A 15,148-nucleotide genomic window follows, 5' to 3' on the forward strand; every position below is an offset into this window, starting at 1 on the left:
TCTTTTTGGGCGGCTCCACTCAGAACAGTGAGCCCTGGCCGCCGGGGGCGCCGTGCGGCTTGCGCGGGTCGCCGCTCTTGCGGCCGTCTCCCGCAGCGACGGCGCGCGTCGTGCCGTCGGCGAACTCGATCTGCAGTTCGAGCCCGGGCTGGATGTCCTGCGCCCGCTTCAAGGGCTCGTTGTCGGGCCCACGCACCAGTGCAAAGCCGCGCTCGAGAACGGCGCGATAGGACAGGGTCTCAAGCAGTCGCTCGGCCTGGGTGCGCTTTTGCATGGCTCGTTCGAGCCGGCCCGCAATGAGCGTGTCGGAGCGCCGCTCCATCAGCCGCAGCCGCTCGCGCCCGTGGACGATGCGCTGGTTCAGCGCTGCCGGCGTGATGCGCGCTGCGTCGCGATCGAACCGGTTGCGCTGCCCGCGCACCATGGCCAGGAACACCGCCGGCAGGCGCTCGCCGCAGGTTTCGCTGTGCCGGCGCGCTTCCTTCAGCCGCCGCTCGAGCATCGCCGGTGACAGCCGCAGGCTGCCGAAGGTCAGGCGCTTGCGCTCGGTGGTCGCCGACAGGGCCCGCCCGAGACGGCTCGCAGCTTCGTCGAAGCGCCGGCGCGGCAGAGCGAGAAGCTGGTCCGGCGAGGGCAGGGCGCGGGAAAGCGCCCTGAGCGTCTGCCGCTTGCGTTCGCCCTCGCGTGAGATGGCGCCCTTCAGACGGGCCGAAAGGCGGGCGAGCGAGGCTTCCAGATCGGCCTTCACGGGCACGGCCATCTCGGCGGCGCCGGTCGGCGTCGGGGCGCGCCGGTCGGCGGCGAAATCGATCAGCGTCCAGTCGGTCTCGTGGCCGACCGCCGAGATGACGGGAAGCTGCGAGGCGGCGACGGCCCGCACCACCGCTTCGTCGTTGAAGCCCCACAGGTCTTCCAGGCTGCCGCCGCCGCGCGCGACGATCAGCACGTCCGGCCGGGGCAGCGGCCCGTCCACCGGCAATGCGTTGAAGCCGCGAATGGCGGCCGACACCTCTTCGCCCGTCGTCTCGCCCTGGACGCGTACCGGCCAGACGAGGACATGGACGGGGAAGCGGTCGGAGATGCGGTGGATGATGTCGCGGATGACGGCGCCGGTCGGCGAGGTGACGACGCCGATGACGCGCGGCATGAAGGGCAGGGGCCGCTTGCGCGCGTCGTCGAACAGGCCCTCGGCGGCGAGCTTCCTCCGCCTTTCCTCGAGCAGGGCCATCAGCGCGCCGGCGCCGGCCGGCTCGATGCTGTCGATGACGATCTGGTATTTCGACGAGCCCGGATAGGTGGTGAGCTTGCCGGTGGCGATGATCTCCAGCCCTTCCTGCGGCAGGAACTTGAGCTTGGAGAAGACGCCGCGCCAGATCACCGCCTCGATGCGCGCCCGGTCATCCTTGAGGGAGAAATAGGCATGGCCGGAGGAATGGGGGCCGCGATAGCCGGACACCTCGCCCCGCACGCGCACATGGCCGAACGCATCCTCCACCATGCGCTTGAGGGCGCCGGAAATCTCGCTGACGGAGAATTCGGCCACGTTGCTGGGCGAATCGGTTTGCGGCAGGTCAGTCATGGTGGGATTGAGACGGGACGCACGCCGCGGGTCAAGTCCGCGCGGGCGTTCCCGGCTTTGTCGGGCTACCAGCCGGCCATGATGTGGCCGGGCCTGAGCCGCTTGCCTTTCGGCGTGTGGAACCCGGCGGTGAAGTCGAAGCTGCCCGTCTCCTCGATGAACGCCGGCACCGACAAATTGTCGAGGCTTTCGCTGATGTGCCGGGCAAGCGCGTCGATGATCTCGAGCTGTCCGGTATGCCCACGCATCAGGCCGATGTGGCAGTCTGGCAGGGCGCTGAAGCCGTCGGCCTCGCCCAGCACCCGCATTCCGGGCCTGAGCGCGCATTCCGGCAGCACGGAGACGGCAAGGCCCGACAGCACCGTGGTGGTGATGACGGTGGCCGAGAAGCTGGTGAAAAGGACCCGGTATTCGCGGTTCACTTCGTCGAGGGCGGCACAGGCGGCCCGCCGCCAGAGGCAACTCGGCCGGCCGAAAGCCATCGGCAGGACGTCGCGCTCGTGTACGGAATGGTTGGCCGAACTCACCCACAGCACGGGCTCGCGCCGCACCGCCTCGGAGCCGCCTTTCGAATCGTCATGGGTGACGAGCGCCAGATCGAGATTGCCGCGCCGGATATGCTCGACCAGGTTGGGGGTAGGCTCGCAGAGCACGGAAAGCTCGACGCGCGGATTGGAGCGCGAGAAACGCGCCATGATCTCCGGCAGGAAACGGTCGGCATAGTCGTCCGGCGTGCCGATGCGGATGTGCCCCTCCAGGCTCGCATCGTCGAACGCGGCCAGCGTTTCGCGGTTGAGGCGCAAGAGGCGGCGCGCATAGGCGAGCAGGCGCTCGCCGTCCTCCGTCAGGCGGTTGCTGCGGCCATCCTTCTGGAACAGCGGCTTGCCGATGCGTTCCTCCAGGCGACGCATCTGCATCGACACCGCCGACTGGGTGCGGTGCACCTCCTCGGCCGCGCGGGTGAAGCTGCCCGTGTCGGCGATGGCGATGAATGTCGAAAGCTGATCGAGGTCGAGCGGAGCGGCCATGGCGGTATCCATCATCGGGATTGATGCCAAAGATTAGAAACATTCGTTCGACTAATCAATAAGGCGCGCATACTGTTTCGGTACAAAAGTTTTCGGGGTGCTTCCGGTCCATCGGATGGCATCCCGGTCCCGTTTTCATCACAGCCAAGAAGGAGAGAGACGATGACCCCCGCCCATTCGGATGCCCTTGCTGCGACCGCTGTTGTTCAGCCGGCCGGCAACGTGCGCCGTGCCGCGGTGGCCGTCCTGTCCGGGCTGATGCATCTGTGGAAAACGCGGCAGGCGATGCGCCAGCTCTCGGAGATGAGCGACTGGCAGTTAGCCGACATCGGCTTGACGCGCTGCGACGTCGACATGGTGGCGCTGAGAGCGCCGCGCAACGAGGCTACGCGGCGGCTGCAGGTGATCGCCAGCGAGCGGGTGCGTGCCATGGTTCCCGACCGCCGCAGTTTCTAGCGCATCGGCCCGAAAATCGGCATCGATTTTCGGAAAGCACGATGCGTGGATCAATGACTTGCAGCGTCCTTTGTGAGTCCAAATGGACGCACGGCGCCAACCGAAGCCAGGAGTTTCACGCAGCCCCTTTCATATCCCATGCAGGCTTGACTCCCGCACCGCCGGTTTCCCCCCGGCCTGCCTGCACATTGCCCGGTCCCGTCAACGGACCGGGCTTTTTTTTGAGGCTGCAGATCGCTGTGCTGTCAGGACGGATCACCGTCCTCTTCATCGATCGAGCGGCCCGGTATCGCATAGGCGCCGGACAGCCACCGATTGAGATCGACATCCTTGCAGCGGGCCGAGCAAAAGGGATAGTGGGCGCGCTGCGAGGGCTTGCCGCATTCCGGACAGGGACGCTTCGGCCGCAGCGGCGTGACCTTTTCCGTCTGCTGATCGGGCATGGCTAACGCGCTCCGACTCCGGACAGCCAGTTGAAGTGGACCTTGTAGCCCTCTGCCACGAGCAGGTTGACGGTCTCGAACAGGGGCAGGCCGACGACATTGGTGTAGGAGCCGACGAGCTTGACGACAAAGGTGCCGGCAAGGCCCTGGATGGCATAGCCGCCGGCCTTGTCGCGCCATTCGCCGGACGCCAGATAGCTCTCCAGCTCCTCGCGCGACAGGCGCTTGAAGCGCACGCGCGTCTCGACCAGCCGCTGGCGCACCTTGCCCGACGGCGTGACGAGGCACAGGCCCGTATAGACACGGTGGGAGCGGCCCGACAGCAACTGCAGGCAGTTGGAGGCTTCGTCGACCATCTCGGCCTTGGGCAGGATGCGCCGGCCGACCGCCACGACGGTATCGGCGGCGAGGATGAAGCCACCCTCGGTGCCGCCGTCGCTCTTCAGGCGGTCGAGCGCTTTTTCCGCCTTGCCGCGCGACAGGCGCTTGGCCAGCGAGCGCGGATGCTCGCCTTTGATCGGCGTTTCGTCGATGTTTGCGGGAACGAGACGGTCCGGTTCGAGGCCGGCCTGCTGCAGGAGTTCGACGCGGCGCGGCGATCCGGAAGCAAGCACAAGTTTCTGCAATGCGCTCATGACGTTCCCAATGGCCGCTGCGGTCGCTCTATTTGAAGCGGTAGGTGATGCGGCCCTTGGTCAGATCATAGGGCGTCATTTCCACGAGAACCTTGTCGCCGGTCAGGACGCGAATGCGGTTTTTACGCATGCGGCCGGCCGTGTGCGCGATGATCTCGTGCTCGTTTTCCAGTTTGACGCGAAACATCGCGTTCGGCAGCAGTTCCGTAACCACGCCTGGAAATTCCAGGACTTCTTCCTTGGGCATCCGTTACCTTTGGTCTTGATAATATTCCCGACCGACGGCCGGAATTGGCGCGGAACCTATCCCATTCATACCGTTTTGTGAACAAGTTTGGGGACGGCTCGCGTTATTTTGTTTCGCCTGCGTTGCCGGCGCCGAAGCGCGCCTGGATCGTGGCGTCGAGCCGCTCGCGCACGTCGCGATAGGCGGCCAGAATCTGCTCGCGCGTGCCGGTGACGATGGTCGGGTCGAGCATCGGCCAATATTCGACGTCGGCGGCCAATGTCCGCGTCATCTCGAGGGCGCGGTGATGGGCCTCAGGAGACAGGGTGATGATGAGATCAAAACTCGTATCGGCGAGTTCCTCTATGGTTTGCGGCTGCCGGTCGCCGAGGGAAAGCCCCGCCTCGCCGAGGATCGCGTCGACGAAGGGATCGCGCTCGCCGGCCCGCACGCCCGCCGAGGCGAGGAACACGCCGCGCGGCAGAGCGCGGCGCGCCAGCGCTTCGGCCATCGGCGAGCGGATGGAGTTCATGCCGCAGAGGAACAGGATCGATCGCGGCAGGCGCCGTTCGTCGCGTTTGGAGAGGGGAGCTGCGGCGTTCATGACCGTGTTCCACGGCGGCGGAAGCTCATGCTAGGGCCAGGACCTATGAATATGGCCACAATGGTCGGCCTGATTTGTGCGGATACGCGGAGCAGGACCGCAGGAAGACTTCACGTCTTTCAAGGTCTTGCGACAAAGCAGCCCGTGCAAATCAGGCCGATCCGAAGGACGCTCGATAGACCGGCGATCTGCCGCGTCAAAGCCCTTGACCGAGGGAAAGACCCCGCTCCGCGGGCTTTTCCTTGCATCTCTTGGTCTATCGAACGCCATTGTGGTCATATTCATAGGTCCTGACCCTAGCCCCGCCAATGCAGAACGCAGACCAGCGTGAACAGCCTGCGTGCCGTGTCGAAATCGACCTCGATCTTGCCCTCCAGCCGGTCCATCAGGGTCTGCGAGCCTTCGTTGTGCAGTCCACGCCGCCCCATGTCGATCGCCTCGATCTGGCTCGGCGTGGCGCTGCGGATCGCATCGTAATAGCTTTCGCAGATCAGGAAATAGTCCTTCACGATGCGCCGGAACGGCGTCAGCGACAGGATGTGGGTAACGACCGCTTCGCCGCTTTCCCGCGCGATGGCGAAGACGAGCCGCGAATCGACCAGCGACAGCTTCAGCTTGTACGGCCCGCCCTGATCGTCGCCGACCGGATGGAAGCGGTTTTCCTCGACGAGATCGAAGATCGCCACCGCGCGCTCATGCTCGATGTCGGGCGTCGCACGGCCGACCGATTCGTCGAGCTCGACGTCGGTCAAGCGTGACGTATCCGCGCCCGTGCCGACCATGTCAGATATCGTGACTTGGCCGGGCCGGCGTTTCCCACGCCGCACCGAGATCGGTCAGCCTGGCTTCGATGCATTCGACCTCGAGACGAATGGCTGCATCGCCGGAGAAGATCAGCTCGATGGTGCCCGACGGTGCTTCGCCGGGGACGAAATGGATCGCCAGCAGCGACAGCACGTCGCCGGGCCGCGACCGATCGATGCCGCTGGCCTTGGTCGACAGGACGCGATCGAAGTGCACGATGCTGCGTCGGCGCTCGTGGGGCAGTGGACGCAGGAAGCGGCGCCTGGTCTCCTTCTCCCAAACGAAGCGGTTCATGGCTGCGGCGAAACGCTTCTCCGGGCGCTCGAACGCCAGGTCGCCGACCTTGACGACCGCGTCCTGCACATGTGCGGAGATGATGCCGAGATCCACCTCATCGAGTGCCACGAGTTTCAGAAAATCCATCGCCAGTCGCGCCGTTCCGGTTCAGCCTGAGATACGCTCGATGTTCGCGCCGCAGCCGGAGAGTTTTTCCTCCAGCCGCTCGAAGCCGCGGTCGAGATGGTAGACGCGGTTGACTTCGGTCGAACCTTCCGCGGCAAGCCCGGCGATGACCAGCGAGACGGATGCGCGCAGGTCTGTCGCCATCACCGGAGCGCCGCGCAGCACCGAGACGCCGTCGACGACGGCGGTCTGGCCCGAGAGCGAGATCCTGGCGCCCAGCCGCGCCAGCTCCTGCACATGCATGAAGCGGTTCTCGAAAATCGTCTCGGTGATGTGGGAGCGCCCCTTGGCCATGGTCATCAGCCCCATGAACTGGGCCTGCAGATCCGTCGGGAAACCGGGGAAGGGCTCCGTGGTCACGTCCACCGGCTCGATTCCGCTGCCGTTGCGGCGCACGCGGATGCCGGTGTTGGCGCGGGTGATCTCCGCGCCGGTCCGCTCGAGGATGTCGAGGGCGGAGTCCAGAAGGTCGGCCTGCGCCCCCTCCAGCATCACGTCGCCGCCGGTCATCGCAACGGCCATCGCATAGGTGCCGGTCTCGATGCGGTCGGGAATGACGCGGTGGCGCGCGCCCGAAAGGCTGGTGACGCCGTCGATGGTGATGGTCGCGGTGCCGGCACCGGAAATCTTCGCGCCCATGGCGTTGAGGCAGTCGGCGAGGTTGACGATCTCCGGTTCGCGGGCGGCATTCTCCAAGACGGTCTGCCCCTTGGCGAGCGCGGCGGCCATCATCAGGACATGCGTCGCACCGACGGAGACCTTCGGGAAGGTGTAGCGGTTGCCGATCAGGCCTTTCTTCGCCTCGGCGATCACATAGCCCTGCTCGATGTCGATCTCGGCGCCGAGCGCCCGCAGACCGTCGATGAAGAGGTCCACCGGCCGCGTGCCGATGGCGCAGCCGCCGGGCAGCGAGACGCGGGCCCGGCCCATGCGGGCGAGCAGCGGCCCGATGACCCAGAAGCTGGCGCGCATCTTCGACACCAGTTCATAGGGCGCCGTCGTGTCGACGATGCTGCGCGCCGTGAAGTGGATGGTGCGGGAGTATCCCTTTTCCTGGCTTTCGCGACGGCCGTTGACGGAATAGTCGACGCCGTGGTTGCCGAGGATGCGGATGAGGCTCTCCACATCGGCCAGATGCGGGACGTTGTCGAGCGTCAGCGTGTCGTCGGTCATCAGCGACGCGATCATCAGCGGCAGCGCGGCGTTCTTGGCGCCGGAAATCGGCAGGGTACCGTTCAGCGTGTTACCGCCGGTTATGCGGATGCGATCCATCTGTTCTCACTTTCCGGGCGGGTTCCGGCCCTGGCCGCGTTCGCGAAGCGCCCCTGCCGGCCAGAATGCACCGATCGCCTTGCGGGATCGTAAACCGATCGCGGCGAGAGCATGGCACAGCGCCGTCGGAACCCTCTCCTGCCGAACAAGGCATGTCTCTTTGAAACGGTCCTAGAACATGGTTGCTTCGGGTGCAAGGAATGCTTGCGTGCCAAGGGTTCATTCCTCGTCGCGCCGGATGTCGCGCCCCAGCCCTTCGGGACGGTCGTCGGCGCTGCCCTGCCGGCGCGAACGGGCCTGGGCCTTGCGGCGGGCGAGATTGGCGCGCAGTTCGGCCGCCAGCCGGCTGCTGCGGTCGCCGTCGCCCTTCCCGGAGCCCTGGCTGCCCTTTTTGTCAGCTGGTTCCTTCACGTGATCACCCCTGCATGTTGCCGGACGCATCGTAGTGCGTGCCGGCGCGACTGCAACCTCACCGGGGCCACACCGACCCCAATCTGCACAGCGTTGCGCGGACCGCCGAAAATCATCACGATGCGCTTGCGCTGCGCATAGCATTGTGGCAGAAGACCGCCGCGTCACGGCTTGCTCTTGTGGAGGGGCTGTGTGGCAATTTGAAGGGCAGGCCGTCCTCCTCCCGATGGAGGCGCAAAGCTACCTGCCCCGTGGATGCTGCGGTAGCTCAGTGGTAGAGCACTCCCTTGGTAAGGGAGAGGTCGAGAGTTCAATCCTCTCTCGCAGCACCATTCTCTCTCTTCCAGCGTTCCGACGGGCAGTCGTTGGCCACTGTATGCAGCATCCTTACTTGCCCATAAGGCGCGCCAAAATCAGTTTATGATTCGTAGAGTTACAGATTCTCGCGCGTTCTCTGCGTGCTGCCAAAGCGTATCTGAATCCGTAAATTGCGCTGTTTGCTGAGGTGAAGCGGGCCGGAGGGATGCCGTTCAGAGACTCTTTCGGACCAAAGGACAAACTGGAAGGTCGTCGTTGCTCGATCCGTTTCCGGGGGTCTCACGGCTGGGAGATGTTGAGAGGCTTTCGGCATGGCTGGCAGAGGAGGAGTCGATCGGCACGTTCGAATTGTGCTGTCTGCTCGCCCAGATCGAACGGTCGTGCAAGCTTCTGGAGGAAGGCCGGGCACAGATTCCGATCCGCCTGCTCTACGCGCGGCGGGTGGTGAAGCTCGCCCTGAAGCGGCGATTGGAGCTTTGACCGGCCGCCGGCTGTGAGCGGCCAGGGATCGAAGCGCCTCTGTGACGGCCTCCGCGGCGGGCAGTGCTTGCGAAGTAGCGTTTTTCGCGTGATGCCACGCTCGTTGGAGCGGGCTTTCAATCCATTCTCACAAAGCGAAAGAATGATGCTGCAACAAAAATTGACCTACAAAACGGGCGTTGGCGGCCAGGTCGCGCTAGCGGGGGCGGGCGGAACCTCCGCTGCGAAGGTGGCTGACACTGCGGTGGACGAGCGGTTGATCGCGCTCCGGGACCTGCTCGCCAGCCCTCATTTCAAGGCGTCGGACCGCAACAGGCGGTTCCTCAAATTCGTCGTCGAGGAAACCGTTGCCGGCCGCGCCGGGCGCATAAAGGCCTTCACCATCGCCGTCGACGTGTTCGGCCGCGATGCCGATTTCGATGCGACCGTCGATCCGATCGTCAGGATCGCCGCAGGGCAGTTGCGCAAGTCCCTGCACGATTATTACGAGAAACATGGCCATGGAGACGGCATGCGGATCAGCTTGCCGCTCGGGGCGTATGTTCCGTCCTTCGAGATGCAGTCGCGCGCCTGGCGGTCGTGGAGAGGGCTCTCCGACAGGATCGGATTGGCCACGGGACGCCTGCCGAAACCGCTGCTTTCTGCCATGTTCGGTGCGGTGCTCGCCGGAGCGTTGGTCTGGTCCCTTCACCTGTTCGAGCCCGCGCAAGGGCCGGCGCGTCCCGTCGTGGTGGTCGACAATGCGCGCAGCTATTCCGCCGATCCGGCTGCCGACGTCTTCGCCCAGGCGCTCACCGATGCCCTGTGGATCCAACTGGCCAAACACACCACCGCCCGGTTCGTCGGGGTGCGGAACGAGGAGCAGTTCAACGGGGTCGTTGCCGAGGCCAGGAACGCCTTCGGAACCAGCGCCGGCCTCTATGAGCTGGTCACGACGGTGCAGGTCGACGGCAGTGCGGTGAGCGTCTACTGGCATCTCATCGATGCGAATTCCCGCGAGACATATTATTCGTCCCGCATCGACGAGACCGTGGTGGCCAAGTCGCAGAACGACGTTGCCGAGGCGGTCGCCGCCAATATGGCGGGCCTGCTGCTAGGCCATGGCGGCGTGATATCCCGCTATGTCGACGGAACGGAGCTGCTGGCCAACGATCTCACCAACTGAACGGCGGTGACGGCCGGGACGGGGAGAGCACCGCTCTCCCCGCCGCGCGTCCGAAAGGCGGCACAGATCACGAGCTGGTGGCCTGATTTTTTCAAACGGATGGGTGCCGTCCGTCTGGATCAGGCCATTGGAGCTATCCGCGACGGTTGGGGAGGAAGCGCGCGCGCGGCTTCGTTTGGCGAAAGGCCGGATGCATACGTTTGCAGTGCTGCAGCATGTCGAGGTCCACCGGGCCTTGCCGGACGATGACGAGGTCCACCTCCGCACCGGACAAGCCGCGCTCTGCCAGTTCGTCCAGCAGCATCATGATGGCAGATTGATTGGTGAGAGGTTGGGCGGGCACTGCTGGAATCCATTGCGGGCGATCCGGCTCTACGGCCGGGTCGATTGAATTGGGTCCCAAAGCCTCGCCTGCGCTCCGGGGAGGCAGACAAGGCTTTGGGAGAAGCCGGCCCGGGGGGCGGGAGGGCCGGCTTGTTCAAAACAGGTTTTCAGAGGTTGCGCCGGGCAACGCTGTCCGATGAAGGTCGTTCTGCTTCACTGCCCTGTCGTCATCCTCATTCAGCTTGTGTGAGGGACAGTGCCGCCGGATGGGAATTATGAGCAAATAGGCGCGTTGTTTTTTCTGGTTTTTTGACGAGCGCCGCTGCTGCGCCGGCGCGAATAGCCGATTGACACCCCCGGACGGCAGGTCATAAACTTGCGTCCATTGAGCAATACAAATGTTCGATGTGTGGGGCGGTTTCGCGCCGCTCTGAGGGGGAGAAAATGGACGTATTTCTGAGCGGCCTCAAGACGGCCGTCGACACGCTTGGCGCAACGGTTCTGTTGCCCATCGTCATCTTCATCATCGCAGTCGTGCTCGGGGCGAGGGTGGGCAAGGCGTTCCGCGCCGCCGTGACCATCGGCGTCGCCTTCATCGGCATCAACCTGGTCCTCGGGCTGATGCTCGGCTCCATCGGGGATGTGGCGCAGGCCATCGTCACCAACACCGGCATCCAGCGCGACATCGTCGACGTGGGCTGGCCTTCGGCGGCGGCCATCGCCTTCGGCTCGTCCGTCGGTCTGTGGGTCATTCCGATCGGCATCGCCGTCAACATCGCGCTGCTTCTGACGCGCATGACGCGCACCCTGAACGTCGATGTCTGGAACTTCTGGCACTTCGCCTTCATCGGCTCGCTCGCCGTGGCCGCCACCGGCAGCCTCGCCTACGGCCTGGTCGTCGCTGCGCTGATGGCCGCGCTGTCGCTGCTCTTTGCCGACTGGTCGGCCCGCGCCGTCCAGAAATTCTATGGCATCCCCGGCGTCTCCGTGCCGCATCTGGCTTCCGCGCAGATTCTGCCCATCGCCATCGTCGTCAACTGGCTGATCGAGCGGATTCCGGGAATAAACAAGGTCAACATCTCCACCGAGACGATCGAGAAGCGCTTCGGCGTGTTCGGCGAGCCGGTGGTGCTCGGTCTTATCATCGGCCTCGTCCTCGGCGTGGTCGCCTATTACAACGCCGGCGATTTCGGCACCGTGCTGTCGAAGGTGCTGCAGACGGGCATGACGCTCGCCGCCGTCATGCTGCTCCTGCCGCGCATGGTGAAGATCCTGATGGAGGGGCTTCTGCCGGTCTCCGAGGCCGCCCAGGATTTCGTGCGCAAGCGCACCGGCGAACGGGAACTGCTGGTGGGGCTTGATTCGGCGATCCTGATCGGCCACCCGGCGGCGATCTCCTCGTCGCTGATCCTGGTGCCGATCGCCATCATCCTGTCGGTGATCCTGCCCGGCAACCGGGTCATCCTGTTCGCCGACCTTGCCGTCATCCCCTTCATCGTCGCCATGACCGCGCCGCTGATGCGTGGCAACGTCTTCCGCATGGTGATCGTCGGCACGGTGACGCTGGCCGTCGGCTTCTACGTCGCCAACGCGCTCGCTCCGCTGTTCACCGCGGCGGCGGTCGATTCAGGCTTCAAGGTGCCGGAGAACGCGGTGCAGATCACATCGGTCGTCGACGGCTTCCTGTGGATCTCCTATGCGGTCATCGCGGCGATCCGCGGCCTCGGCGCGGCCGGTCTGGCGCTGCTGGCGGCGCTCGTCGCCGCGAGCTTCTGGCTCTACCGCCGCAACACGCTCGCCTGGGAACGCGCCGCCGGCGCCGAGGACGATGCGGAACAGAAGGGTTAGCGGATCACGCAATGGCTGAAGCCCTCATCAACCACATCGATCCCGGGGCGATCGCCCTCGGGGTCGAAGCGAGCGACCGGGAAGCGGTCATCAGGCTCCTGGCGGAAAAGCTCCGCCGCGACGGCTACGTGAAGGACAGCTTCGCCGATGCCGTGGTGGCGCGTGAGGCCTCAATGCCGACGGGCCTGCCGCTCGGACGCGCGGTGAATGTTGCCGTCCCGCACACCGATCCGGAGCATGTTCTGAAGCCGGGCATCGCGCTGGCGACGCTTGCAAGGCCGGTGGCCTTCGCCAATATGGAGGACCCGGATGAAGCGGTCGATGTCGGCCTCATCTTCCTGATGGCGCTGAACGACAAGGACAGGCAGATCGAGATGCTGCAGCAGATCATGGAGACCATCCAGAGCGAGGCGGCCATTGACGGCCTCATGCGCGCCGAAACGGTTGAAGATGTCGTCTCGGTTCTGAGATAATCGCGTGCTGATCAGGAGGAGCCAATGAGCATCAAGAAACGCGTTCTGTTCGCCTGCGGCACGGGCATCGCCACCTCGACTGTGGTATCCAATGCGGTGGTCGAGGCGATGAAGGAGCGCGGCATCAGCATCGACGCGCGCCAGTGCAAGGCGACCGAGGTCCGTTCCGAAATGGGCGGCATGGATCTGATCGTATCGACCACGCAACTGCCCTCCGACCTGCCGGTGCCGTCCATCGTCACGCTGGCGTTCCTGACCGGCATGGGCAAGGCGGACGTGCTCGACAAGATCGAGGCGGCGCTCCGCGCCTGAGGCGTTGCATGAAATTCCCGGCAGGGGCAAACCTTCGAGCGGGCTGGAGCCGCAAGCGGCTTCAGCCCGTTCCCGCATTCATGAAAGAGGGGCGTTGAAGCGGAAGAACTCCACCGAGTAGCCGCCGGGATCGCGCAGCAGGAAGCCGTTGACCAGGCTGTTGGTCGGGTTCTCGAGATCCAGATGCTTCTGAAACTCGGCCCCGCCCGCCCGGGCGCGCGCATACCAGCCTTCGAGGTCGGGCGTCTCGATGCTGAGCATGACGCTCTTCGGTCCGGCGGCCGGGTGGTGGCCATGGGCCTCGTCGACGAGGCCCACGCGAGCCGTCCCGGTGATGCGGAAGAATTTCACCCAGCCCCGGTCGAAGATCTTCTCGAGCCCGAGCGTGGCGCCGTAGAAAGCTTCGGCTTGCCCGATGTCGGCGTAGTAGAAGAAGGTGATCTGCCCCTCGATCGGTGGCCGTCCGGTCGCTTGCTCGCTGCCCAAATCTTCCTCCCGCATCCTCATGCCGCCGAAGCCCCGGCCGGCATGCCCATCATTTGATCAAGGATTCTCGCGATTGTCACGCGGGCGCTGGGCGCTGATCCGGGGAGTTACTGGTCCAGTTGTGCCAATCGGTGTACAGGCCGGGGCCAGCGAACTACGATCCCGCATCATCAGGTTCGGCAGGGTCGAGAACAGGTGCCCAGGTCTTCGCTTACAGCTCCGTTCAAGAGTTTCGATTTCCGCCTGTTATGGTCCGCCGTCCTGGTCTCCAACCTCGGCGGCCTGATCCAGGCGGTCGGTGCCGGCTGGATGATGGCGACGATTTCGAAATCGGACGACATGGTGGCCCTGGTCCAGTCGGCCACCACCCTGCCGATCATGCTTTTCTCGCTTGCCTCCGGCGCTTTTGCCGACAGTTTCGACCGGCGGCGCGTGATGCTTGCCGCGCAGGCCCTGATGCTGGTGATTTCGGCGGCGCTGGCGATCTTTGCCGTGACCGGTCAGATGACGCCCTGGCTGCTGCTGACCTTCACCTTTCTGATCGGGTGCGGCACGGCGCTTCACAATCCCTCCTGGCAGGCATCGATGGGTGACATCGTCCCGCGGGAGGACATACCCTCGGCGGTGACGCTGAACAGCATGGGATTCAACCTGATGCGCAGCATCGGGCCGGCGATCGGCGGGCTTGTGGTGGCCGCGGCGGGAGCCGCGACGGCCTTCGCTTTCAATGCGGTGAGCTATATCCCGTTGATCGTCGCGCTGCTGCGTTGGAAGCATCAGCGCGAGCCGTCGAAGCTGCCCCGCGAGGCCTTCGGCCACGCCGTCTCGGCAGGGCTGCGCTACGTGGCCATGTCACCGAACCTCATCACGGTGATCTCGCGCAGCTTCCTCTTCGGCCTCAGCGCCGTCGCCATCCTGGCGCTGCTGCCGCTCGTGGCACGCGACATCATTCGCGGCGGTGCCGTCACCTACGGACTGCTGCTCGGCAGCTTCGGCATCGGCGCCATCGGCGGCGCCTTGATGAACACCCGCGTGCGTGAGGCCTTCAGCAACGAGGTGATCGCCCGCTTTGCCTTCCTCGGCTTCGCCGTCAGCGCCGCCCTGGTGGCGATGAGCCGCGACCTCTGGCTCACCTGCCTGTGCCTGCTTCCGGCCGGCGCCTGCTGGGTGCTCGCCCTGTCGCTGTTCAACGTCATGATCCAGCTTTCGACACCGCGCTGGGTGGTGGGGCGGTCGCTGTCGATCTATCAGACCGCGACCTTCGGCGGCATGGCGGCCGGCGGCTGGCTGTGGGGCGTGGTGGCCGACGCGCATGATGCGACCAACGCGCTTCTGGTCTCCGCGGCTGTGCTTCTGGCGGGCGCTCTGATCGGGCTGCGCTTTCCCCTGCCGGGGTTTCTGGCCCTCAATCTCGATCCGCTGAACCGCTTCAAGGAACCGGCCCTGCGGCTTGACCTCAGATCGCGCAGCGGCCCCATCATGGTTATGGTCGATTACGACATCGCGCAGGAGGACGTGCCGGCCTTCCTGGAGGCGATGACCGAGCGCAGACGCATCCGCATCCGTGACGGCGCCCGCCAGTGGACGCTCCTGCGCGATCTGGAAAACCCCGGCACCTGGACCGAGGCCTATCACGTGCCGACCTGGGTCGAATACATCCGCCACAACCAGCGGCGGACCCAGTCCGACGCGCAGATCTCGGAAAGGCTTCTGGCGCTGCATCGCGGCGATGACCCGCCGCGCGTCCACCGCATGGTCGAGCGCCAGACCGTGCCGGTGCGCGACGACATGCCGATCAAGCAGAACCCGGAAGTGCCCTGAC

At 65.2% G+C, this 15,148-nt stretch carries 19 protein-coding genes and 1 tRNA gene; 8 read left to right on the top strand and 12 right to left on the bottom strand.

Translation table 11 applies throughout. The features are described 5' to 3' along the window. Positions 1-19 precede the first annotated feature (19 nt). Entirely contained in the window at positions 20-1,579 is a 1,560-nt protein-coding gene (gene xseA, locus NUU27_RS05050; protein ID WP_257760978.1) for an exodeoxyribonuclease VII large subunit, read from the bottom strand. A gap of 65 nt (positions 1,580-1,644) precedes the next feature. Further along, entirely contained in the window at positions 1,645-2,607 is a 963-nt protein-coding gene (locus NUU27_RS05055; RefSeq protein ID WP_257760979.1) for a LysR substrate-binding domain-containing protein, read from the bottom strand. A gap of 162 nt (positions 2,608-2,769) precedes the next feature. On the opposite strand from NUU27_RS05055, the gene NUU27_RS05060 reads away from it, so the two are divergent. Beyond that, the gene (locus tag NUU27_RS05060) at positions 2,770-3,063 is read left to right on the top strand and encodes a DUF1127 domain-containing protein (protein WP_257760980.1); all 294 of its coding nucleotides are present in this window, start codon (positions 2,770-2,772) and stop codon (positions 3,061-3,063) included. A gap of 245 nt (positions 3,064-3,308) precedes the next feature. Here NUU27_RS05060 and yacG read toward each other — a convergent pair whose 3' ends face one another. The 8 genes from yacG to NUU27_RS05100 all read right to left on the bottom strand — a co-directional run bounded on the left by yacG (position 3,309) and on the right by NUU27_RS05100 (position 7,920). Further along, on the bottom strand, positions 3,309-3,506 hold the full coding sequence (gene yacG, locus NUU27_RS05065) for a DNA gyrase inhibitor YacG (RefSeq protein ID WP_257760981.1): 198 nt from the start codon (positions 3,504-3,506) through the stop codon (positions 3,309-3,311). A gap of 2 nt (positions 3,507-3,508) precedes the next feature. Continuing rightward, positions 3,509-4,141: a Maf-like protein gene (locus NUU27_RS05070; RefSeq protein ID WP_257760982.1), complete on the bottom strand. Its 633-nt coding sequence runs from the start codon at positions 4,139-4,141 to the stop codon at positions 3,509-3,511. A 28-nt stretch (positions 4,142-4,169) separates the two neighbouring features. Continuing rightward, positions 4,170-4,388 carry a translation initiation factor IF-1 gene (gene infA / locus NUU27_RS05075; protein ID WP_006200926.1) on the bottom strand — a complete coding sequence of 73 codons (219 nt, stop codon included), beginning with the start codon at positions 4,386-4,388 and terminating at the stop codon, positions 4,170-4,172. A 103-nt stretch (positions 4,389-4,491) separates the two neighbouring features. Further along, a complete protein-coding gene (locus tag NUU27_RS05080; RefSeq protein ID WP_257760990.1) occupies positions 4,492-4,971 on the bottom strand; it encodes a low molecular weight phosphatase family protein in 480 nt (159 codons plus the stop codon). Between the two features lie 296 nt (positions 4,972-5,267). Beyond that, on the bottom strand, positions 5,268-5,753 hold the full coding sequence (locus NUU27_RS05085) for a UPF0262 family protein (protein WP_257760992.1): 486 nt from the start codon (positions 5,751-5,753) through the stop codon (positions 5,268-5,270). Position 5,754: 1 nt separating this feature from the next. After that, on the bottom strand, positions 5,755-6,198 hold the full coding sequence (locus NUU27_RS05090) for a DUF2948 family protein (protein WP_257760993.1): 444 nt from the start codon (positions 6,196-6,198) through the stop codon (positions 5,755-5,757). Between the two features lie 21 nt (positions 6,199-6,219). Next, positions 6,220-7,509 carry a UDP-N-acetylglucosamine 1-carboxyvinyltransferase gene (murA, locus tag NUU27_RS05095; protein WP_257760994.1) on the bottom strand — a complete coding sequence of 430 codons (1,290 nt, stop codon included), beginning with the start codon at positions 7,507-7,509 and terminating at the stop codon, positions 6,220-6,222. A gap of 219 nt (positions 7,510-7,728) precedes the next feature. Beyond that, positions 7,729-7,920, bottom strand: a complete 192-nt coding sequence (locus NUU27_RS05100; RefSeq protein ID WP_257760995.1) for a hypothetical protein — start codon at positions 7,918-7,920, stop codon at positions 7,729-7,731. A 257-nt stretch (positions 7,921-8,177) separates the two neighbouring features. Here NUU27_RS05100 and NUU27_RS05105 point away from each other — a divergent pair. From NUU27_RS05105 to NUU27_RS05115, 3 genes are all read left to right on the top strand, one after another. Continuing rightward, positions 8,178-8,252 (top strand) — tRNA-Thr (locus NUU27_RS05105). A 241-nt stretch (positions 8,253-8,493) separates the two neighbouring features. Continuing rightward, the gene (locus NUU27_RS05110) at positions 8,494-8,718 is read left to right on the top strand and encodes a hypothetical protein (protein ID WP_257760996.1); all 225 of its coding nucleotides are present in this window, start codon (positions 8,494-8,496) and stop codon (positions 8,716-8,718) included. Positions 8,719-8,947: 229 nt separating this feature from the next. Continuing rightward, on the top strand, positions 8,948-9,883 hold the full coding sequence (locus tag NUU27_RS05115) for a hypothetical protein (RefSeq protein ID WP_257760997.1): 936 nt from the start codon (positions 8,948-8,950) through the stop codon (positions 9,881-9,883). Between the two features lie 133 nt (positions 9,884-10,016). On the opposite strand, the gene NUU27_RS05120 is transcribed toward NUU27_RS05115, so the two are convergent. Then, positions 10,017-10,190: a hypothetical protein gene (locus NUU27_RS05120; protein WP_257760998.1), complete on the bottom strand. Its 174-nt coding sequence runs from the start codon at positions 10,188-10,190 to the stop codon at positions 10,017-10,019. A gap of 461 nt (positions 10,191-10,651) precedes the next feature. Here NUU27_RS05120 and NUU27_RS05125 point away from each other — a divergent pair, with 461 nt between their 5' ends. Genes NUU27_RS05125 through NUU27_RS05135 form a run of 3 tightly spaced genes read left to right on the top strand, consistent with a single transcriptional unit; the run spans position 10,652 to position 12,840 of the window. Beyond that, entirely contained in the window at positions 10,652-12,055 is a 1,404-nt protein-coding gene (locus NUU27_RS05125; protein WP_257760999.1) for a PTS galactitol transporter subunit IIC, read from the top strand. 11 nt (positions 12,056-12,066) lie between these two features. Continuing rightward, positions 12,067-12,528: a PTS sugar transporter subunit IIA gene (locus tag NUU27_RS05130; RefSeq protein ID WP_257761000.1), complete on the top strand. Its 462-nt coding sequence runs from the start codon at positions 12,067-12,069 to the stop codon at positions 12,526-12,528. Between the two features lie 24 nt (positions 12,529-12,552). Next, the gene (locus NUU27_RS05135; RefSeq protein WP_257761001.1) at positions 12,553-12,840 is read left to right on the top strand and encodes a PTS sugar transporter subunit IIB; all 288 of its coding nucleotides are present in this window, start codon (positions 12,553-12,555) and stop codon (positions 12,838-12,840) included. Between the two features lie 78 nt (positions 12,841-12,918). On the opposite strand, the gene NUU27_RS05140 is transcribed toward NUU27_RS05135, so the two are convergent. Next, positions 12,919-13,326, bottom strand: a complete 408-nt coding sequence (locus NUU27_RS05140) for a VOC family protein (RefSeq protein ID WP_257761002.1) — start codon at positions 13,324-13,326, stop codon at positions 12,919-12,921. A 195-nt stretch (positions 13,327-13,521) separates the two neighbouring features. Between NUU27_RS05140 and NUU27_RS05145 the strand changes: the two genes are divergently transcribed. After that, positions 13,522-15,147 carry an MFS transporter gene (locus NUU27_RS05145; protein WP_257761003.1) on the top strand — a complete coding sequence of 542 codons (1,626 nt, stop codon included), beginning with the start codon at positions 13,522-13,524 and terminating at the stop codon, positions 15,145-15,147. Position 15,148 lies beyond the last annotated feature (1 nt).

This window comes from Nitratireductor sp. ZSWI3 (assembly GCF_024655565.1).
Classification (GTDB): Bacteria; Pseudomonadota; Alphaproteobacteria; order Rhizobiales; family Rhizobiaceae; genus Nitratireductor.